Raw genomic sequence first — 20,385 nt, 5'->3', positions numbered from 1 at the left:
CGGGGACGGGCAGGGCTCACGTACAAGCGGCGGCTGTACTACTCCGCCGAGGCGAGCCCGACGAATCCGGCCCACGCGTCGCGCGAGACCCGGAGGGCCGGCCGGGCCACGTCCTTGGAGTCACGGACGTGCACGGCTCCCGCGCGGGTCGCGACCTCGACGCACTGGCCGCCCTCGGCACCGCTGTAGCTGCTCTTGAACCAGGCGAGGGGCTCGGTGTTGTTCATAGCTCTCCTAGCAACTTCTCGATGAACGCCAGCGACTCTCGCGGGGTGAGAGCCTGTGACCGGATGATCCCATAGCGCGCTGCGGCGAGAACGGCCTGTTTGGCGTCGGTCTCCAGAGCGCCAGCACCCTGCGCCTCGGCGTAGACGAACCTCTTCCCGTCCTCGCGCGTGATGACGGTGAACGGCCCGTCCACGCCGGCGCTGTCCTCGCTGTCGAGCGGCATGACCTGGAGCTCGACGTTCCTCCGCTGACCGATGATGAGGAGTTGCTCCAGCTGCCCGCGGAGCACTTCCTTCCCACCGAACTTCCGTCGCACCACCGACTCGCACATGACGAAGCTCAGCAGCGGCTCGGGACGTCGGTCGAAGATGTCCTGCCGGGCCAGCCGGGCGGTCACCCGCTGCTCGATCGTCTCCGGGTCGAGCGGCGGACGGCGATTGCCCAGCAGCGCCCGCATGTACTCCTCGGTCTGGAGCAAGCCGTTGACCACGAGGGTGTCGTACGCCAGCAGCTCTATCGCCCGCTTCTCCAGCTCCGCCATCCCCTGGAAGAACGCCGGGTACTGCGCCTTCTCCAGCTGGTCCTTCCAAACCGTCAGCAGCCCACCCGCATCCAGTACTTCATCGGAGCGGTCGATCGCGCGCGGCGGCGGGATCCTCCGTCCCTGTTCGAAGGAGGCGATGCTGGAGGCCGAGTAGCCCAGCCGCTTGCCGAACTCCTCCCGCTCCAGCCCCGCCCGCACCCGCAACGTCTTCAGGCTCTGCCCGAACGCGGCCACCACACCCCGCCCGGACTTGTCCGCCGCCTGGGCGCCCTCCACCTCGTCGGCCTCGGGCTCCGCCTGCTCATCCGCCACCGCACCCCGCCTTTCGTACGTGCACCGACACACCACGTACAAGGCCATCACGTCGGTGCGTCACCACTGGTCACGCTACGCCACCAAGAGGACCTTGGGAGGCATGATGAGCGACAACCTCAGCCCCACCGGCCCCGCCCAACTCTCGCGCAACTCGCCTTACTTGGATGGCCGGGCCTTCGCCCTGCGGTTCACGTCGACGCCCAGGGGCGCCCGTCTCGCCCGGCGGCTCGTGGCCGTCCGGTTGGACGAGTGGGGCGTCCCGTACGGGACCGGGGTGCACGAGACCGTCGTCCTCGTCGCCGCCGAGCTGACCGCGAACGCGGTACGGCACGGGCACGTGCCGGGGCGGGACTTCCACCTGCTCCTGAGGATCACGGCGGAGCCCCGGCCCGTCGTGCGGATCGAGGTGAGCGACACCCGCGCCGAGCGCGTACCGCCCCGGCCCGGAAACCTCCCCGGCCCCGGTCCGGAACTGTCGGACGGGGGCCGGGGGTTGCTGCTCGTCGACGGGCTCGCCGACCGCTGGGGCTGGTGCCCGAGGCTTCAGGCGCCGGGGAAGACGGTCTGGGCCGAGTGCGACCTCACGGGACCGGCCTAGAAGGCGGTGTGAGGCGTCAGATGGATCCCGACACCGGTGCGCGCGCCGGGCTTGAAGGGCGCCCTCCAGTCCCCCGTACCGGCGTAGAAGGTGGTGGCGCCGGTGGCGGAGGCGAACAGGTCGGCGCGCCCGTCACCGTTGGCGTCCCCGAGGCCCACCAGGTCGGTGAAGCCGCCCCAGCCGACGCCGATCCGGGTGCGGGCGGCGAAGGTGCCGTCGCCCTTGCCGAGGTACAGCCAGAGGACACCGGCCTTGTCCCGGGCGACGAGGTCACCGGCGGGGCCTCCGGCGAGGTTGCCGGTGGCGGTGAGCTGGTTGTAGACGCCCCAGCCGACGCCGATCTTCTTGCGGGTGGCGAAGGGTGTGGTGGCCGAGCCCGTGCCCTTGTACAGGTACAGGTCGCCCGCCTTGTCGGTGGCGACCAGGTCCGCCCGGCCGTCGCCGGTGAGGTCGCTGCCGGCCGCCAGGTGGTTGTACGCCTGCCAGCCGACGCCGATCCTCGTCCGGACCGAGAGCGGCTTGGTCCGGTCACCGGTGCCCTGGTAGAGCCAGAGGACACCGGAGGCCTCCCGGGCGAGGACCTCGGGCGCGGTCGTGCCGGCGATGTTCCCGGCGGCTTCGAGCCGGTCGTAGACCTGCCAAGAGCTGCCGATCGGCGAGCCGGCCACTTCCTTGATCGAACCGCCCACCGCGAAGGGCTGTGAACGGTGGAACCACAGACCGCCGTTGGCCACCCGGGTGAAGAGGTCGGCGGTGCCGTCGCCGTCGAAGTCGTGCGGCGCCGGGGGCCGGGTCACGGTGAACCGGCCCTTCGTGATCAGCGAGGGGCCGATCCCTTCCTCCGGCAGGGCGGCGATCTCCCACTCGTACTCGCCCGCACGGGCGGGGCTCAGCAGTCCGCCCGGGCGCTCCGGATCCTTGCCGTCCCAGCGCCAGGTGATCCGGCGGGGGACACCGTCGACGGCGGCGGCGCTGTGGGGCCACTCCTGCCACATCGACTGCCCGCTGCCGACGTGCTTCAGGCTGAGGCCTACGTACACGTCCCCCCGCGACAGGTCCCAGCTGAAGTCGAACCCACTCGCGAGCTGGTCGCTGGAGATCGTCGTCGGTGTGACGGAGCCCGTGAGGGTGACGACGGTCGCCTGCCCCGTGGACGCGACCAGCTCGACGGCGGGTCGGCTGCCGTCGGCGCGGGGCGAGATCCGGTAGAGGCCTTCGCCGTGCTCGGGGGTGCCGCCGCGCACGAGGAGCGAGCCGCCGGGACCGGCGACGGCGGAGGAGAACGCGGTGAGAAGGACGGCCTTCTCACCAGTGACGGCCGACTGGACGGTGAACGGCCGCGCCGTCCGATTCGCCCCTATACCGGAGGCGGGCAAGTCGATGTGGGCCTTCTGGCCGGATGCCATCCAGCTGCCCACCAGATACATCGGGTCTTCCAGGTTGTCGTCCGACGGGAACCACAGCTCGCCGGCCTTGCCGCGCTGGTAGGCAACGATCCCGCGGATGGAACGGCCTCCCGACATCCGCGCCTCCCGCCAGGCCACGTGCGTGGCGGAGACGGCGCCCGGCCGGGCCCACTGGTCCTGGGTCTGCACGTACGTGTGCTTGTGACCCGTCGCGAGATCGACGAGAACCTTGGCGGCCAGCCCGGCCGCGTCGAAGTAGCACTCGTAGAGCGCGGAACCGGTGTCGGTCCAGCCGTCGTATCCGCTGTAGCAGTCGAAGCCGGGCGATCCGTCCAGCCATCTGGGCTGCGGTGGGGTGCCGTCGAGCGTGAGGGCGTACTGCCGCGCGGGGGCGCCGTCCTCGTACCGCCCGAGGAGCAAGGTGGTGCCGGCAACGCTCTCGAAGAAGTAACCGTCGCCGAGCGCGTCGAGGTCCACCTCCTGCGGGGCTCCCGCGCCGGTGGCGGGCGTCGAGAGGTCGTAGACCCGGAGCACCCGGCCGGCGACGGGGGCGGAATTGTCGACGGTGACGACCAGGTCCGAACCGCCTGCGGCGGCGGTGGTGGCCCCGGGCAGCACGATCGACGAGCCGTCCACGTACCAGGTCCAGCGGAACTCAGGTGCGGTGCCGCGCGTCTTCGACAGGAAGCCGCTCGGGCCCGCCCCAACGACGTCCGCGTTCCGCGGGAAGCTCACCGCGGTCTGCTGCTGGTCCTCCTGCGTGGCGGCCGGAACGGCTGCCGTGGCCGGGAGCGTGGTCAGCGTGCCGCCCGTGGCGGCGAGGACGATGGTGACGGCGGCGGCCGCGAGACGGCGGCCGCGTGGACGTGCGTGGTTCAAGTGGATGTTCCCTCCCCTGGGAGAGGGGAGGGTATCGGACGCACGGCAACCGGTTTCCACCGGCTTTCCGTTACGCCTCCGGCCGCTTGCGGGGCGAGACACAGAACGGGTGCCCCGCCGGGTCCAGGACCACCCGCCACAGGTCCGGGCGGGGCTGGTCCGCCGGGACCGTGGCACCCCACTCCACGAGCCGGGCCACCGCCTCGTCGAGGTCGTCGACGGCGAAGTCCAGGTGCAGTTGCTGCGGGACCTCGCCGTCCGGCCAGGTCGGCGGGCGGTGGTCCGCGACGCGCTGGAAGCCGATCACCAGACCGTGGTCGCCGACCAGGCCCGCGAAGTCGTCGCCCGAGCGTTCGTGCAGGGACAGGCCGGTGGCCTTCGCGTAGAAGCGGGCCAGCGCGAGCGGGTCGGGGCAGTCCAGGTTGACGGCGGTCAGTGTCATACGCATGGCCGCGAGCGTAGGTTCAGCGCTCCACGTCGGCACGGGAGTTTCCGTCCGGGTCCGGATCCGACCCATGCTCCGGGTCCGGGTCCGACCCCTGCCCCGGCTCCGGCTCCGGCTCCGAGTCCTGCCCCTCCCCCGGCTCCCGCCCCGGTCCTTCCCCCTCCCCCGGCGGCCCCGCCACCCTCCCCGTCAGCGCTGCCAGCGAGTGGCGGATGTGTTCCATGTGCGCGTGGATCTCGTCCCGCGCCTCCTCGTGTTCCCGCAGGACCCGTTCCGTCTCGCGTTCGGTCCGTTCCGCCTTCAGGCGCGCCCCGGCCAGCAGTTCGCCCGCGCGCGCCTCCGCGTCCTCCTGGCCGTGGCGGGCCTCTTCCTCCGTCTCCGACAGGGTCCTTCGGGCGTCCGCGAGCCGGGCCTCCGCGTGCGTGAGCAGTTCCTCGTGGTGGGCGTCCAGTGCGGACGCCTTGCCGGCCGCCTCGCGCTCGGCCTCGTCCCGTACCGCCTTCTGGTCCGCGCGCTGCTTCGCCAGGAGTTCCGCCGTGCGCCGCTCGGTGTCCTCGAAGACCTCCCGCGCCGCGCCCCGCAGTTCCTCCGCCTCGCGGGTCGCGTCCGACGTCAGTTCCTCGGCCCGGGCCCGCGCCGCCTCCAGGGTCGCGCGGGCCGCCGCCTCGGCCGCCTCCCGGACGCCCTCCGCGTACGTCCGCGCCGCCTCCGCCGCCTCCCGGGCCGCCGTCTCCGCCGCCTCCGCGAGGGACTGCGCCTCCGCCTCTGCCTCCCGTACGAGCGTCTCGTCCTCCTGCTCGGCGAGCTCGAGGATCTTCCGCGCCCGGTCGGTGAGGGACTCGTACCGCTGCGGCGGGAGCGCCTCGACGGCCGCCCGCAGCCGAGCCGCCTCGGCCTCCATCTCCTTCGCGAGGACCGTGAGCCGCGCGGCCCGCTCCCACGCGCCGTCGCGGTCCTCGGAGAGCGCGGCCAGGTAACGGTCGACCTGCTCGGGGCGGTACCCGCGCCCCCGTCCGACGGCGAAACTCATCCCTGACGCCCCTTCCCTGCGACCCGAACCCGAACGTCCAGGATGCTCCATCAGAACGGACAAAAGGCGCCCAACGTGCACACACGTCGAGCGCCCTTCGTCACATCCCGTTCAGTACCCCCTACAGGAGGCCGTCCCACATCTGTTCCAGAAGCACCGACCACCAGTTCTCCGGCGACGAGAGCGCCGCCGGGTCCAGCATCGCCAGCTGCGCCTGGAAATCGACCGTCCAGCGGCCCGCCTGCTCCGGGTTGAGCCCGAACCTCAGCCGCCACATCCGGCCGAGCAGCGCCATCGAACGGGTGAACTCCGGCAGCCCCGTGTTCACGAACTGCGGCGGCACCACCTGCCCACCGGGACCGGCCTCCACCGGCACCGCCACGATGTGCGCGGTGCCGTACTGGACGCACAGCGCCCGCCCGAAGTCCGACCCGAGCACCAGGTACGAGCTCGCGTCCGGCGCGGCCTGGACCTGCCGCTGCGCCGCCAGCTCGGCCAGCGTCGGCACCACCGGCACGGCCGGCTGCGCCCAGAAGAACGGACCGAAGTCCGCCGGAAGCCCCGCCCACACCAGCGTCCGCGCCACCAGCTCCGGCACGCCCTGACGGGACACCGCGTGCTGGTCGAAGCGGAGGACGCCCGGACCGAACGCCCCGGCCAGCTCCTGCGCGATCGCCTCCGGCGGGACCGGCGGCGCGGGCTGCACCTGCGGCAGCGGCGCCCGTACCGGCGCCGGACGCGCCGGGCCGTCCGCGACCTGGTGCAACTCGCCCTGGTGGGTCAGGAGTTGCCGCATGCCCTGCTGGCGGCCCGTGTGATCACGACCGTACGGGGCGATGCTGGTGATCCGCGCCTGCGGCCACGTCTCCCGGATCATCCGGGCGCAGTAACCGCCCGGCAGCTCGCAGGACTCCAGCTCCGTGTGGAGTTCGAGCACCTGCTGCGGCGGCACGTTCATCGCGCGCAGCTCGTGCAGGATCTGCCACTCCGGGTGCGGGGTGCCCGGCGCCGAACGCCGGATGATCTGCGCCTCGGAACCGTCGGGCGCGCGATACCGCAGCACCGCCTGGTAGCCGGGGCCGACCGTCGGCTGACCCACCGGCTGCTGCGGATAGCCGTACGCGGGGGGTACGGGCGCCGGAGGTACGGGCGCGGGCGGCGGCGTGTGCCCACCGTGCAGCGGCGGCGGCGGAGCCGGCGGGCCCGGAGGCTGCGGCGCCGAAGGACCAGCGGGACCCGGGTGCGCCAGCATCGTCGCGGCGTGCGCGACCCCGCCCGCAGGCGTGCCGGGCGCACCGGGCATGCCCGGCGGCGGCGGGGGCGGCGGAGGCGCGCCGGGACCGCTCTGGCCCGGGTGCGCCAGCATCGTCGCGGCGTGGTGCACGGGCTGCGGCGGCGTCGGCGGACCGGGCGGCGCCGGAGCGGGCGGCGGACCGGGAGGCGCGGGAGGACCAGGAGGCCCGGGAGGGCCGGGCGGCTGGATGCCTTCGGGCCCGAGCTGCGAGACCAGCTGCGTGGGGATGTACGCGCCGGCGCCCGACGAGGCTCCCGGCACCCCGGGGGCTCCCGGCGGCGGAGGAGGCGTCGCCGGGCCGCGACCGGCCTTCGGCGGCAGCGCGGCCTTGCTGGTCGCGGCGTCCGCGATGTCCCCGGCACCCGGCGCCGAAGGCGCGGGCGCGGAAGGCGCGGGCGGCGGCGGCACTCCCGGACCGGCCTGCCCACCTGGACCACCCGAGCCACCAGGACCGGGCTGCGGCAGCGGCAACGGCGACGGGCTCGGCGCGGACGGGGCAACCTGAACACCGGGCGGCGGCGGCGCGGCCGGGTCGAGCCGGGGCGCGACGGCGGTCGGCGGGAGCGCGCTGCCGCCGTGCATCAGGGCGGTCGGCGCGTCGGCGCCCACCTGCGGCGGCGGGGCGTCCTCGTCGTCCGTCCCGGACAACGCCGGCGCGAACACGGTCGCGGGCAACGGCACCGCCCCGTCCACGCCACCGGAGCTCGCGTTGGCGTCGACCCACGGGCTGCCCGCGGGCGCGGCCGGGGGCAGCGGAGCGGCCGGCGGAGCGGCCGGCGTCTCCGCCGGGACACCGTCCATCGCCGTCGGCTCGTACGCGACGGCACCGCCCCCCGAGGAAGCGGAAGGTGAAGGCGAAGGAGCCCCCGCCGAAGGGAACCCGCCCGAAGACGACGTCGACGACGACGCCACCGAAGCCGAAGGACCCGCCGCGCCCACCGGCTCCGACGCGTCGTCCACCGGCGCCGCCGAACTCCCGCTCTCCTGCGACACGTTCGGCTGCTTCGGCAGCCCGATCCGGTCCGCCGCGTCCTGCAACCACTCCGGCGGACTCAGCAGGAACGACGTCTGGTTCAGGTCGATCCGGGCCGCCGGAACCGCCGCCTGCGCCGGAACCTCCTCCGCGGCCCCGTACTCCTCCTCGTACCGGCGGATCACCTCGCCCACCGGCAGCGACGGCCACAGCGTCGCCTCGCCGCTGTCCCGGGCGATCACGAGCCGCTGACGGCCGCCGTCCGACGTCGGCCCGCCCTCGCGGTCCTCCGCCCACACCACGAAGCCGAGATCGAACTCCCGGACCCGCACCTCACGGTGCTGGTACGCCGGCAGCTCGCCGTTGATCCACTCCTCGGCGCGCTCCTGCGCCTGCGCGAAGGTCACCACAGCCCACTCACTCCCCCACCGGGACGACCGGCACCGCACGCGCGAAGCCGCCGTCCACCATCAGGTTCGCCACCGTCTCCAGCTCCGGCGGGTTGCCCGCGAGCCGCTGCAGAAACGCGTCGAAGTCCGCACCACAGGGCAGCAGCAGACGCTCCACCCGCTCGCCGACCGTCCAGCCGGCCGCCACCTCGCCGGAGTCCCGGGCGTCGTCGTACGCGCAGAACCACACCGAGCCGACCCCCTCACCCCGCACCTTCAGCGCGATCAGGCCGCCCTGGACGAAGGCGACGCCCAGATAGTCCTTGGTCAGGTGGTCACGGAGGCACTTGTTGACGTAGACGAGGTCGTTGACGCCCGCCTCCTCCCGCACCGTGAAGAACGGCTGGTCGACCAGGAGCCCCAGCTCCGCGTCGAGCGCCGCGCCCACCGGGGCGCAGCCGCCCGCCGCCTTCAGGAACGAGCGGTACGCGCCGGGCAGCCGGTAGCCGAGGTCCTCCTCGACGCCCTGGAGCTGCTGCTCCGACACCGACACCAGGCCCTTCGGCAGTCCGAAGTGCACCGGCCGGGTCTCCTGGAGGGGCCGCGTGCCGCGCTTCGCGTGGTCGACGGCGGCCGTCGCCACCCCGCCGTGGTGCCGCAGCAGGGCCTTCACCTCGACCGGGACCAGCTCCATCCGGCGGCTGCGCGCCACGTGGTGCCACGTCCAGCCGTGCGGGGTCGCCACCGCCGGGATCGTGTCCCACAGCTCATGACCGGTCGCCGCCATCGCCGCGTTCGCCGAGACGTAGTCCGTGAGCCGCAGCTCGTCGACGCCGAAACCCTCCGGCGGGTCGGCGATCTCCGCCGCCGCGCGCGCGTACGGCGAGAAATCCGGGTGGCCGTACTCGTCCACCCGCACCCCTCTCGGGTGACGGGAGGCACGGACCGGGTCCGGGAAGTGCACGACCTGCCCGGTGTAGGCCGCGTTCGGTGGCGCGGTGTCCTGCCCGAGCCGACCTGTCGTCATGGCGGTTGCCCCCTGCACTGGCGTCGCTGCCTGCTACTACCCGCAGCCGCTGGCTGCTGCTGACTGATGCCGCACAGCCTATGCGCTGCCACAAGAGCCCGAACCGGCCCGATCCGACGGTGACCAAGTGTCACGACGCCATGACAGGTGCACCATGATTACGACACACCGGGGCCACGTTTAGCCGCCCCAGCTTCCCCATATGGCTCCCTATTTGGCAGGCTGTCCACGCAACTCGGGGGATTGCAGGAGGGGAAGACCAGCGCCATGCACGCAGCACCGACACCCACACAGGGTGACCCACGCCTCAACTGGAGCAGCAACGCCGACGCCGCTCGCGCGCCGTTACTGCTCCACCGCCGCGACGGCATCCTTCCCACCGTCGGGGCCGCGCTCTCCGTACGCGGCGAGACCCTCACGTGCACCGCCGGCCGAGGCGACCGCCCGCCCGTCCTGCACGCCCTCGTCCAGGACTTCCTGGACACCCTCACCAGCAGCCAGCGGGAGCGCTACACCGGCCGCTGCCCCGAGGCGATCCTGCTCTCCCGGCACCTCACCGCCACCGAGACGGGCCGCTCCAAGCGGGCGCAGCGCAAGCCCCTGACGCACGGGGAGGCGCGCCGGTCGCTCAAGAACGCCAAGCTCACCGCGCGGCGCATCCGCGAGGACGGCGACCCGCTGCACGGCAGCTACGCCGCGCCCTGCCGCTCCTGTACGGCGATGCTCGCCCACTTCGGCGTCCGCACCGTCGACCCCACCACGCCTCGCGAGAACGGCTGACCGCACGCCCATGCCCGACCACCTCAGCACGACCCGCTTCCCGGTCAACGTCGACGCCGCCCTCCGCGAGGCCGGGTGGCAGCCGGGCCGCTGGGACATCAAGCTCGCCGAGGAGTGGGCCGACACCCTGCGGGCCCACGTCTCCCCCGCCGGCCACCGGCACAGCATCTTCCCGGCCGCCGTCGAGGCCTGGGCCGAGTTCGGCGGCCTGCGGATCACCGCGCCGGGCCACGGCCGGCAGATAGCGCCCGCCGCCGTACGCTTCGACCCGCTCGCCGGACTCCACCTCTCCCGCACCCTCGCGGACCTCGGCCGCGCCCTGGAGACGGAGCTCGCGCCGCTCGGCGAGGAGGGCGACCACCAGGCGATCCTGGCGATGGACATGGAGGGCCGGGTCTACAGCCTCGACCACGCGGGCGACTGGTACCTGGGCAAGGACATCGACGCGGCCCTCTCCACCCTCGTCACGGGCGCCCAGCCACCCCGCCTCACGGCCGGCTAGGACGGGCGACACGAAGCCACCTACCCCCCGGCGGGCAGGACCGCCGACACCCTGAACCCGCCGGAGTCGGTCGCGCCGGAGACGAACACGCCGCCGAGCCGCAGCACCCGCTCCCGCATCCCCACCAGACCGTTCCCGCCGCTCGGCAGCCGTACGTCCGCCGCACCGGCGTCCGTGGGGCACGGGCCGTTCTCGACCTGCATCGCGACCTCGGCCTCCCGGTGCGCCAGGCGTACCACGACCTTCGCGCCCGCGGCGTGCTTGTGGACGTTGGTCAGCGCCTCCTGCACCACCCGGTACGCCGTCCGCTCCACCTCCGGCGGATACGCGCGCACCTCACCGATCACCACGAACTCCACCACCGTCCCCGCGAGCCGCGACTGCTCGCACAGCGCCTCCAGGGCGTCCAGACAGGGCCCGTCCTCGGCGGCGGCCTCGGCGGCGGCGGCCGCGGCCCGCCCCACAGCCGCCAGCGGCACCGGCCCGGGAGCCACCGGAGCCGTCCCCTCCCGGAGCACCCCCAGCATCTCCCGCAGCTCCGTCAACGCCTGCCGCCCCATGTCCCCCACCAGCGCCGCGTTCCTCACGGCCTTCTGCGGGTCCTTCAACGCCACCGCCTGCAACGCCGCCGCGTGCACCACCATCAGCGACACCCGGTGCGCCACCACGTCGTGCATCTCCCGCGCGATCCGCGTCCGCTCCTCCTGCCGCGCCCACTGCGCCCGCTGCTCCGCCCGGTCCGCGAGCAGCGACAGCTCCTGCTCCAGGCTGTCGGCCCGCTCCCGGAGGCTCTCCATGAGCCGGCGCCGCGCCCCTATGTAGAGGCCGAAGAGCAGCGGCGGGGCGTTGAGCCCGAGGGTCACGAGGAGCGAGACGACCGGCACGTACCAGCCACTCGGGTCGATCTCCCGCGGGCCGTCGTAGACCTGGGCGACGTCCTGCCGCATCCGCACCACGGTCACGACGAACACGGCGACCGTCGACATCCCGGCGAGTACGGCGGTGATCCGGCGCGGCACCTCGGATGCGGCGAGCGAGTAGAGCCCGACGATCCCCATGAGGAAGCCCATCTCGGCGGGCGCCACGGCGATCGACACGAGCACGACCCCGATGGGCCACCGCCGCCGCACGACGAGCACGGCCCCGACGACCAGGCCGAACAGCACCCCCACGGGCACGGGCAGCGCGGCCTTCTCGGCGAACCCGACGCCCTCGACCGCACACTCCAGTGCGGACACGAGCCCCAGTCCGACATCGAGAACGGCGCTCCGCCGTCTCCCCCACCACCAACTGCGGGCGCCCCCAGCGCCCCGATCTGCCCCCGTTGCGGTCATGCCTCCCACCCTACGGGCGGCTGTACCGTCGCATGGAAGGCTCCTGGTACGGCATAGTGGAGGCCGCCGGGGCATGGGACTGATGAAATGTCCGTTTCAGCCCCATAAACCATCCCCTGTGGTGTAATTGGCAGCACTGAGGCTTTTGGTGCCTTATGTCCGGGTTCGAGTCCTGGCGGGGGAGCCATGCGAATCGGGTCCTGACCGTCACGGTCAGGACCCGCGCTCATGTCCGCCCCCTGGCCCCCCGGTATCCTTCGTGCGTCCACCACCCAAAGCCGAAGGGCATTCCCGTGAGCGCCAACCTCCCGGCAGCCGTCGTCGTCCTCGCAGCGGGTGAGGGCACCCGTATGAAGTCGAAGACCCCCAAGGTCCTGCACGAGATCGCCGGACGGTCGCTCGTCGGGCATGTCGTGTCCGCCGCCCGGGAGTTGGAGCCCGAGCACCTCGTCGTGGTCGTCGGGCACGCCCGGGAGCAGGTGAAGGGGCACCTGGAGGAGCAGTACGCCGGGACCCGGACCGCCGTCCAGGAGGAGCAGAACGGCACCGGGCACGCGGTGCGGATGGCTCTGGAGGAGCTCGGGCGGGCGCCCGAGGGGACCGTGGTCGTGGTCTGCGGCGACACCCCGCTGCTGTCCGGTGAGACCCTGCGCGCCCTCGCCGACACCCACGCCGCCGACGGCAACGCCGTCACCGTGCTGAGCGCCGAGGTGCCGGACTCCACCGGTTACGGCCGGATCGTGCGGGACGCCACCGGAGCCGTCACCGAGATCGTCGAGCACAAGGACGCGTCGGACGAGCAGCGGGCCATCCGTGAGATCAACTCCGGTGTGTTCGCCTTCGACGGGCAGCTGCTCGCGGACGCCCTCGGCAAGGTCCGGACGGACAACAGCCAGGGCGAGGAGTACCTCACCGACGTGCTGAGCATCCTGCGCGAGGCCGGGCACCGCGTCGGCGCCTCCGTGGCCGGCGACCACCGCGAGATCCTCGGCATCAACAACCGGGTGCAGCTCGCCGAGGCCCGCGCCCTGCTGAACCAGCGGCTGATCGAGCGGGCGATGCTCGCCGGCGTCACGGTCGTCGACCCGGGCTCCGTGTTCGTCGACGTGACGGTCACCTTCGAGCCGGACGCGGTGATCCTCCCGGGTACGCAGCTGCTCGGCGCCACCCACATCGGCGAGGACGCCGAGGTCGGCCCGAACACCCGCCTGAAGGACACCACCGTCGGCAAGGGCGCCCGCGTGGACAACACGGTCGCGGACTCGGCCGTCATCGGCGACAGCGCCTCCGTCGGCCCGTTCGCGTACCTCCGCCCCGGGACGAACCTCGGCCGGAAGTCCAAGGCCGGTACGTACGTCGAGATGAAGAACGCGACGGTCGGCGAGGGCACCAAGGTCCCCCACCTGTCGTACGTGGGCGACGCCACGATCGGCGAGTACACGAACATCGGCGCCGCGAGCGTCTTCGTGAACTACGACGGCGAGGCGAAGCACCACACCACGATCGGCTCCCACTGCCGGACCGGCTCGGACAACATGTTTGTGGCTCCCATCACGATCGGGGACGGCGCCTACACCGCCGCCGGCTCCGTGATCACGAAGGACGTGCCGGCGGGCTCGCTCGCCGTCGCCCGGGGCCAGCAGCGGAATATCGAGGGTTGGGTGGCCAGGAAGCGCCCCGGCAGCGCCGCCGCGCAGGCCGCTCAGGCCGCCGTGGAGGACTCCGCCGGCGAAAGCTGACCGGAAACAGGTGCGTCGAACTCGGCGTACCGTGATACGTGCACACAAATTCGGCTGGCTCGCACACGCGCACGACAGCTCGTGGGATCGCGACCAGACAACACGTCTGAGGAGACAGTGCTGTGACCGGGATCAAGACGACCGGCGAGAAGAAGCTGATGCTCTTCTCCGGCCGCGCCCACCCCGAGCTGGCCGAGGAGGTCGCGCACCAGCTGGGTGTCGGCCTCGTTCCGACCAAGGCGTTCGACTTCGCCAACGGTGAGATCTACGTCCGCTTCCAGGAGTCGGCCCGCGGCGCGGACTGCTTCCTGATCCAGAGCCACACGGCTCCGATCAACAAGTGGATCATGGAGCAGCTCATCATGGTCGACGCTCTGAAGCGGGCCTCGGCCCGGAGCATCACCGTGATCATCCCGTCGTACGGCTACGCCCGTCAGGACAAGAAGCACCGCGGCCGCGAGCCGATCTCGGCGCGCCTGGTGGCGGACCTCCTTGAGACCGCCGGTGCGGACCGCATCCTGACGGTCGACCTGCACACCGACCAGATCCAGGGCTTCTTCGACGGCCCGGTGGACCACCTGTCGGCGCTGCCGGTGCTCGCGGACTACGTGGGCGCCAAGGTCGACCGCGCGAAGCTGACGATCGTCTCCCCGGACGCGGGCCGCGTGCGGGTCGCCGACCGCTGGTGCGACCGGCTGGACGCACCCCTTGCGATCGTGCACAAGCGTCGTGACAAGGACGTCGCCAACCAGGTCACCGTGCACGAGGTCGTCGGTGACGTGAAGGGCCGCGTCTGCGTCCTGGTGGACGACATGGTCGACACCGGTGGCACGATCTGCGCCGCCGCCGACGCGCTGTTCGCGCACGGCGCGGAGGACGTCATCGTGACGGCCACGCACGGCATCCTGTCGGGTCCGGCGGCGGACCGGCTGAAGAACTCGAAGGTGAGCGAGTTCGTGTTCACGGACACGCTGCCGGTGCCGGGTGCGCTCGAACTGGACAAGATCACGGTGCTCTCGATCGCGCCGACGATCGCGCGTGCGGTGCGCGAGGTGTTCGAGGACGGTTCGGTGACGAGCCTCTTCGAGGAGCACTGAGCCGCGGCGACAAGCTGACACGAGGGCCGTTTCCCCGTTCGGGGGAGCGGCCCTCCGCCGTGTTTCGGTGATCGAATTGGGTGGTAGGGGGGCGGGCCGGTAGACTGCCGTAGTTGCTCGGCGAGGGAGGCCGTACCCGTACGGATGTACAGGGTCACGGCGGTCCGTTATCGACGCGCTCTTCGTAGCAGGCCATCGCCAGTCGTGGCCGGGTGACCACTTTTTTCGTCACCTTTCTACGAGGAGTGCACCATGTCCGAGGTCAAGCTCGCCGCTTCCGTCCGTACCGAGTTCGGCAAGGGCGCCGCCCGCGCGATCCGCCGTGCCGCCCAGGTCCCCGCCGTCGTCTACGGCCACGGCTCCGAGCCGGCCCACATCACCCTCCCGGCCCACGACCTGGCCCTGGCCCTGCGCACGCCGAACGTCCTGCTGTCCCTGGACGTCGACGGCAAGAACGAGCTGGCGATCCCGAAGGCCGTCCAGCGTGACGCCATCAAGGGCTTCCTGGTCCACGTCGACCTGCTCCTCGTGCGTCGTGGCGAGAAGGTCACGGTCGAGGTCGTCGTCGAGACCGAGGGTGAGCTGGCCCCGGGCAGCTTCCTCGTCGAGAACGTGCTGAACACGCTCTCCGTCGAGACCGAGGCCACGCACATCCCGACCTCCGTCACCGTCTCCATCGCGGGCCTCGAGGCCGGTAACTCCATCCTCGCCAAGGACGTCGAGCTGCCGTCCGGCACCACCCTGGTGACCGACCCCGACGCCGTCGTCATCCAGATCCTGGCCGCGCAGGCCGAGGAGCCGGCCGCCGAGACCGAGGCCGCCGAGGGCGCCGAGGCCTGAGCCGTAGGCTCTGCCTGACAGGCTTCTGCCTGGCGTGACGGGGTGACGGGCCGTACGGCCCGTCACCCCGTTTCTCTTGTACGGACGGATACGAGGAGATCTGAGTCACATGACGGACGACGTCGCGAACGCCCCCTGGCTGATCGTCGGTCTCGGCAACCCGGGCCCCGAGTACGCGGCCAACCGCCACAACATCGGCTTCATGGTGGTGGATCTGCTCGCGGACCGGATGCGCGGCTCGTTCAAGCGGGCGGGGAAGGCGCAGGCGCAGGTGGTGGAAGGCCGGATGGGTCCTCCGGGGCCGGAGAGCCGCCGGGTGATCCTCGCGAAGCCGATGTCGTACATGAACCTGTCGGGCGGTCCCGTGACGGCGCTGCGCGACTTCTACAAGGTGCCGACGGCGCACGTCGTGGCAGTCCACGACGAGCTGGACATCGACTACGGGGTGCTGCGGCTGAAGATCGGCGGCGGCGACAACGGGCACAACGGTCTGAAGTCGATGACGAAGGCGATGAGCGCCGAGTACAACCGGGTGCGGTGCGGGATCGGGCGTCCGCCGGGGCGGATGCAGGTCGCGGACTTCGTCCTGAAGGACTTCTCGTCGGCGGAGCGCAAGGATCTGGACTGGTTCGTGGACCGGGCGGCGGACTCGGTGGAGTGCCTGGTGGCGGAGGGCCTCGAGCGGGCCCAGTCGGCGTACAACTCGTAGGGCCCCCGGCCCGGAGAACGTACGACTGTACGATCGCGGGTCATGACGCACGTCCGTAACGCCGCCATGGCCCTGGTCGCCCTCCTGCTGCTCGTCGCGGGCGCGTGGGCGTCCTGGGGATCGGCCCAGCACGTCCTGCTCTCCAAGGGCCGCGAGCACGGGACGCTGACGGTGACCGGCTGCGGCGAGGAGACGTGCAGCGGCCGGTACGCCCCGGAGGACCCGTCGTCGACGCGCCGGACGCTGACGGTCGCGCGTTCGGTGGCGGTGGAGCAGGGCGCGACGATCCCGGTGGTGGTGAAGCCGGGCACGGACGAGGGCGTACGGACGGGCTGGGGCGGCGGTCTGCACGCGTGGCTGCCGCTGGGCGGGGCGCTGCTCCTCGCGGCGCCGCTGATCGGTGGCGGCATGCGGCTGCCGAGGGTCGCGTGGTCGGCGGCGGGGGTCGGCGGGGCGCTGCTCGTGGCGGCGTTCTTCGCGCTCTGAGAGGTTCCGCTTCGGTAGGGCCCGATCGTTATGAGCTCTGGGTTAAGGGTGACTTAAGGCGACGGATAGGCTGCCCTCCTGCCATCCCCCACGGCATCCCTCATCCCATAGATGGACGACTGCACATGCGACGTTCTCTCATTCCTGCCGCCACGCTTGTCGCGGCCATGGCAGGCTCCCTCGTCCTGGCGCCGGTGGCCTCCGCTTCGGAGAGCCCCAAGCCGCTTCCGCTGCACCAGGCCAAGGACCTTCCGCTGACCGCCGAGGAGTTCGGCGGCGACGGCGACTGCCCGCCCGTCCCCAGCGACAAGGACGGCTGGCACTTCGTGCTGCCCGGCAGCGGCAAGGGCGAATCGGCCGTCTTCACCAAGCTGACGGTGGAGTTCGAGCCCGGTGGCACCCAGACCATCACGGTCTTCGGTCCGCCGAGCGCCAAGCACGCGTACGCGATCTCGGAGCCGGGCGCGAAGCTGATCTCGGCTTCGGCCGAGGTCGAAGGCATGCTCAAGAAGGACTGGTTCAACCTGTCGCACACGTGCGCGGCGAGCACCACGTCCACGCCGACCGGCACCCCCAGCGGCACCCCGTCCGGGACGCCGTCGGGCACCCCGTCCGAGACCGCCTCGGGCACGCCGTCGGGCACCCCGTCCGTGACGCCGTCCGAGACCACGCCGGGCACGCCGGGCACGCCGGGCGCGTCCGAGTCCCCGACCGGGACCCCGGGCGCCTCCGAGACCCCCGCCGGCACCGAGTCGCCGTCCGCGACCGCCCCCGCGGGTGAGACCGCCGGCACCGGCGGCACCGGCGGTACCGGTGGCGACCTGGCCGAGACCGGCTCCAGCGCGCCCGTCGGCGTTCTCGCCGCCGCCGCCCTGGCCCTCGCGGGTGCCGGCGCGTACCTGGTGACCCGCCGCCGCAAGGCCGCCCAGCAGGGCTGACGTACCCCGTCATGACGGTGCCCCCGTGGAGGATCTCCTCCACGGGGGCACCTTCGTATGTCCGCGGCCGGCGTCAGCCGGTGTTGCGGAGGCCCGCCGCCACGCCGTTCACGGTGAGGAGCAGGGCCCGCGCGAGCAGCGGGTCCGGGTCCTCGCCGCGCTCGGCGGCGCCGCGCTGGCGGGCGAGCAGGGCGACCTGGAGGTAGGAGATCGGGTCCAGGTAGGCGTCGCGGATGGAGAAGGTCTGCTGGAGGACCGGGTTGGAGTCCAGGAGCTTCTCGCCGCCGGTGATCTTGAGGACCTCGGCGACGGTCAGCGCGTGCTCGGCCTCGATGGTGGCGAAGACGTGCTTGAGCTCGTCGGGGACGAGGGTGTCGACGTAGTGGCGGGCGATCCGCAGGTCGGTCTTCGCCAGCGTCATCTCGACGTTGGAGAGGAAGTTGCGGAAGAAGTGCCACTGCTCGTACATCTCGCCGAGCACCGGGTCGAGACCGGCCTCGCGCAGCGCCTTGAGGCCGGAGCCGACGCCGAACCAGCCGGGGACGATCTGCCGGGACTGGGTCCAGCCGAACACCCACGGGATGGCGCGCAGGCCGTCGAGGGAGACGCCCGAGCCGGGCCGGCGGGAGGGCCGCGAGCCCAGGTGCAGGTCGGCGAGCTGGTCGACCGGGGTCGAGGCGAGGAAGTACGTCGGCAGGTCCGGGTCCTCGACGAGCCTGCGGTACGCGGTGTGGGCGGCGTCCGAGACGGTGTCCATGGCCGCGTCCCAGCGGGCGAGGGCCTCGTCGGACTGGCGCGGGGCCGTGTGCAGGGCGGAGGCCTGGAGCGTGGCGGCGACCGTCAGCTCCAGGTTCTCCCGCGCGAGCGACGGGATCAGGTACTTGTCGGAGATGACCTCGCCCTGCTCGGTGACCTTGATCTCGCCCTCCAGGGTGCCCCAGGGCTGGGCGAGGATCGCGTCGTGCGAGGGGCCGCCACCGCGGCCGACGGTGCCGCCGCGGCCGTGGAAGAGGCGGAGCCGTACGCCGTAGCGGTGGGCGACGTCGCGGAGGCGGCGCTGGGCGCGGTGGATCTCCCACTGGGAGGTGGTGATGCCGCCGAACTTCGACGAGTCCGAGTAGCCGAGCATGACCTCCTGGACGTCGCCGCGGAGCGAGACGAGGCGCCGGTAGGAGGGGTCGGCCAGCATGCCGTCGAGGATGACGTCGGCGGCCTTGAGCTCGTCGGTGGTCTCCAGGAGCGGCACGATGCCGATCTTCGCCCAGCCGCCGTGGAGGTCGATCAGACCGGCCTCGCGGGCGAGGACGGCGGCGGCGAAGACGTCGTCGGCGCCCTGGCACATCGAGATGATGTACGACTCGATGACCTCCGGGCCGAAGCGCTCGAAGGCCTCCTTGACGGTGTGGAAGACGCCGAGGGTCTTCTGTCCGGCCGCGTCGAGCGGGGCGGGCGTCGGCGCGAGCGGCCGCCTCGACCGCAGCTCCTTGGCGAGCAGCTTCTGCCGGTAGTCGCGCGGCATGTCGGCGTACCGCCAGGACTCCTCGCCGAGGCGGTCGAAGAGCTGGCCGAGGGCGTGGTGGTGGGCGTCGGCGTGCTCGCGGACGTCCATGGTGGCGAGCTGGAGGCCGAAGGCCGACAGGGTGCGGATGGTGCGGTCCATCCGGCCGTCGGCGAAGAGGCCGCCGCGGTGCTCGCGCAGCGAGGTCTGGATCAGGGTGAGGTCGCGGACGAGTTCGGCGGTGCCGAGGTAGTCGCGGCCCTCCTGGTGGGGGGTGCCGGCGGCGAGGCGCTCGCGGGTGTTGACGAGCTTCTGCCGGATGCAGGTGGCCTTGAGCCGGTACGGCTCCTCGGCGTTGAGCCGCTTGTAGCGGGGGCTGATCTCCGGGAGGACGTCCAGGTCGCCCTTGAGGGAGTCCAGGAGTTCCTGGGTGGCCCCGGTGTAGCGGATGGAGTTGGAGAGGAGCCCGCGGAGGTAGTCGACGAGTTCGAGGGCGTCGGTGATGCCGTGCTCGTGCTGGAGGATCAGGATGTCCCTGGTCACCTGCGGGGTGACGTTGGGGTTGCCGTCGCGGTCGCCGCCGATCCAGGTGCCGAAGGTGAGCGGGCGGGTGCCGGAGGGCAGCTCGAAGCCGACCCGCTCCAGCTCGGCGGCCAGGTCCTCCAGGACGTCGCCGACGGCGTTGCCGTGCAGCTCGTCGAGGTAGTAGATGGCGTTGCGGGCCTCGTCGGCGGGCTCGGGGCGGACGACCCGGAGTTCGTCGGTCTGCCAGATGAGGTCGATGTTCTCGGCGAGCCGCAGGTCGTGGCGGCGCCGGTCGGCCTCGATGACCGGGGTCTCCAGGAGGGCGGCGATCCGGCGGAGCTTGTTGAGGACGGAGCGGCGGGCGGCTTCGGTGGGGTGCGCGGTGAAGACGGGCCGGACGCTGAGGTTCTTGACCGTCTCGCGGACGTGCTCGGGGTCGCCGTCCTTGAGCATGTCGGCGGTGCGGGCGAGGAGGCTGCCCTCGGCGGCGCGCTTCTCGCGCATCTCGCGGCCGCGGTGGACCTGCTCGGTGACGTTCGCGAGGTGGAAGTAGGTGGAGAAGGCGCGCACCAGCTTCGCGGCCGTCTCGAGTTCGACGCCTCGGAGCAGCTCGGCGGCGGCCTCGCCGTCCTCGCGGGTGAGGCTGCGGACCCGCTCGACGAGGTCGAGGAGCTCGTGGCCCTCCTGCCGGACGAGGGTCTCGCCGAGGAGATCGCCCAGTCGGCGGATGTCGACGCGCAGCTCGGTGCTGGCGGTGGGGGACTGGTCGGCACTGCTCACAGGTGCGGCTCCTTGCAGTGTTTGAGCAC

The 20,385-nt window shown here is 72.4% G+C and carries 18 protein-coding genes and 1 tRNA gene; 10 read left to right on the top strand and 9 right to left on the bottom strand.

Features of this window, described 5'->3' with window-relative positions; translation table 11 throughout:
* Positions 1–38: 38 nt before the first annotated feature.
* Both ABT034_RS26980 and ABT034_RS26975 read right to left on the bottom strand, forming a co-directional pair.
* Positions 39–227: a DUF397 domain-containing protein gene (locus ABT034_RS26980; RefSeq protein WP_351219586.1), complete on the bottom strand. Its 189-nt coding sequence runs from the start codon at positions 225–227 to the stop codon at positions 39–41.
* A complete protein-coding gene (locus ABT034_RS26975; protein ID WP_351219584.1) occupies positions 224–1,084 on the bottom strand; it encodes a helix-turn-helix domain-containing protein in 861 nt (286 codons plus the stop codon). The genes ABT034_RS26980 and ABT034_RS26975 overlap by 4 nt, the downstream gene beginning before the upstream one ends.
* A gap of 103 nt (positions 1,085–1,187) precedes the next feature.
* Between ABT034_RS26975 and ABT034_RS26970 the strand changes: the two genes are divergently transcribed.
* Entirely contained in the window at positions 1,188–1,685 is a 498-nt protein-coding gene (locus ABT034_RS26970; RefSeq protein WP_351219582.1) for an ATP-binding protein, read from the top strand.
* On the opposite strand, the gene ABT034_RS26965 is transcribed toward ABT034_RS26970, so the two are convergent.
* The 5 genes from ABT034_RS26965 to ABT034_RS26945 all read right to left on the bottom strand — a co-directional run bounded on the left by ABT034_RS26965 (position 1,682) and on the right by ABT034_RS26945 (position 9,128).
* On the bottom strand, positions 1,682–3,970 hold the full coding sequence (locus tag ABT034_RS26965) for an FG-GAP repeat domain-containing protein (RefSeq protein WP_351219580.1): 2,289 nt from the start codon (positions 3,968–3,970) through the stop codon (positions 1,682–1,684). The two genes, ABT034_RS26970 and ABT034_RS26965, sit on opposite strands and share 4 nt — an antisense overlap.
* Positions 3,971–4,040: 70 nt before the next feature.
* Positions 4,041–4,418: a VOC family protein gene (locus tag ABT034_RS26960; protein WP_351219578.1), complete on the bottom strand. Its 378-nt coding sequence runs from the start codon at positions 4,416–4,418 to the stop codon at positions 4,041–4,043.
* Positions 4,419–4,434: 16 nt separating this feature from the next.
* Positions 4,435–5,445 (bottom strand): coiled-coil domain-containing protein, encoded by a 1,011-nt coding sequence (locus tag ABT034_RS26955; RefSeq protein ID WP_351219576.1) that lies wholly within the window; start codon positions 5,443–5,445, stop codon positions 4,435–4,437.
* 121 nt (positions 5,446–5,566) lie between these two features.
* Entirely contained in the window at positions 5,567–8,122 is a 2,556-nt protein-coding gene (locus tag ABT034_RS26950) for an SUKH-4 family immunity protein (RefSeq protein ID WP_351219574.1), read from the bottom strand.
* A gap of 7 nt (positions 8,123–8,129) precedes the next feature.
* Complete coding sequence (locus tag ABT034_RS26945) at positions 8,130–9,128, bottom strand: SMI1/KNR4 family protein (protein ID WP_351219572.1); 999 nt, start codon at positions 9,126–9,128, stop codon at positions 8,130–8,132.
* Positions 9,129–9,395: 267 nt separating this feature from the next.
* Between ABT034_RS26945 and ABT034_RS26940 the strand changes: the two genes are divergently transcribed.
* Together ABT034_RS26940 and ABT034_RS26935 are read left to right on the top strand one after the other, a co-directional pair.
* Positions 9,396–9,908, top strand: coding sequence for a YwqJ-related putative deaminase (locus ABT034_RS26940; protein WP_351219570.1), 513 nt, complete (start codon positions 9,396–9,398; stop codon positions 9,906–9,908).
* A gap of 10 nt (positions 9,909–9,918) precedes the next feature.
* Entirely contained in the window at positions 9,919–10,410 is a 492-nt protein-coding gene (locus ABT034_RS26935; RefSeq protein WP_351219568.1) for an SUKH-3 domain-containing protein, read from the top strand.
* 20 nt (positions 10,411–10,430) lie between these two features.
* On the opposite strand, the gene ABT034_RS26930 is transcribed toward ABT034_RS26935, so the two are convergent.
* Positions 10,431–11,744 (bottom strand): sensor histidine kinase, encoded by a 1,314-nt coding sequence (locus ABT034_RS26930; protein ID WP_351219566.1) that lies wholly within the window; start codon positions 11,742–11,744, stop codon positions 10,431–10,433.
* A 112-nt stretch (positions 11,745–11,856) separates the two neighbouring features.
* Between ABT034_RS26930 and ABT034_RS26925 the strand changes: the two genes are divergently transcribed.
* The 7 genes from ABT034_RS26925 (at position 11,857) to ABT034_RS26895 (ending at position 17,553) form a co-directional block, all read left to right on the top strand.
* A tRNA-Gln gene (locus tag ABT034_RS26925) sits at positions 11,857–11,931 on the top strand.
* A gap of 106 nt (positions 11,932–12,037) precedes the next feature.
* Positions 12,038–13,483, top strand: a complete 1,446-nt coding sequence (gene glmU / locus ABT034_RS26920) for a bifunctional UDP-N-acetylglucosamine diphosphorylase/glucosamine-1-phosphate N-acetyltransferase GlmU (protein WP_351219564.1) — start codon at positions 12,038–12,040, stop codon at positions 13,481–13,483.
* Between the two features lie 122 nt (positions 13,484–13,605).
* Positions 13,606–14,580: a ribose-phosphate diphosphokinase gene (locus tag ABT034_RS26915; protein ID WP_056649212.1), complete on the top strand. Its 975-nt coding sequence runs from the start codon at positions 13,606–13,608 to the stop codon at positions 14,578–14,580.
* Between the two features lie 252 nt (positions 14,581–14,832).
* Entirely contained in the window at positions 14,833–15,420 is a 588-nt protein-coding gene (locus ABT034_RS26910; protein ID WP_351219561.1) for a 50S ribosomal protein L25/general stress protein Ctc, read from the top strand.
* A 109-nt stretch (positions 15,421–15,529) separates the two neighbouring features.
* On the top strand, positions 15,530–16,129 hold the full coding sequence (gene pth, locus ABT034_RS26905) for an aminoacyl-tRNA hydrolase (RefSeq protein WP_351219559.1): 600 nt from the start codon (positions 15,530–15,532) through the stop codon (positions 16,127–16,129).
* A 42-nt stretch (positions 16,130–16,171) separates the two neighbouring features.
* Positions 16,172–16,615, top strand: a complete 444-nt coding sequence (locus ABT034_RS26900; RefSeq protein ID WP_351219557.1) for a hypothetical protein — start codon at positions 16,172–16,174, stop codon at positions 16,613–16,615.
* A gap of 125 nt (positions 16,616–16,740) precedes the next feature.
* Positions 16,741–17,553 (top strand): LAVTG motif-containing sortase-dependent surface protein, encoded by an 813-nt coding sequence (locus tag ABT034_RS26895; protein WP_351219555.1) that lies wholly within the window; start codon positions 16,741–16,743, stop codon positions 17,551–17,553.
* 73 nt (positions 17,554–17,626) lie between these two features.
* On the opposite strand, the gene ppc is transcribed toward ABT034_RS26895, so the two are convergent.
* On the bottom strand, positions 17,627–20,356 hold the full coding sequence (gene ppc / locus ABT034_RS26890) for a phosphoenolpyruvate carboxylase (RefSeq protein ID WP_351219553.1): 2,730 nt from the start codon (positions 20,354–20,356) through the stop codon (positions 17,627–17,629).
* Positions 20,357–20,385: the final 29 nt, after the last annotated feature.

The sequence above is a fragment of the Streptomyces sp. NPDC002773 genome, from assembly GCF_040295605.1.
In the GTDB taxonomy this organism is placed as follows: Bacteria; Actinomycetota; Actinomycetes; order Streptomycetales; family Streptomycetaceae; genus Streptomyces.
The sequence above is the reverse complement of the archived record's forward strand: the minus strand, read 5'-3'. Positions and strand labels throughout refer to the sequence as shown.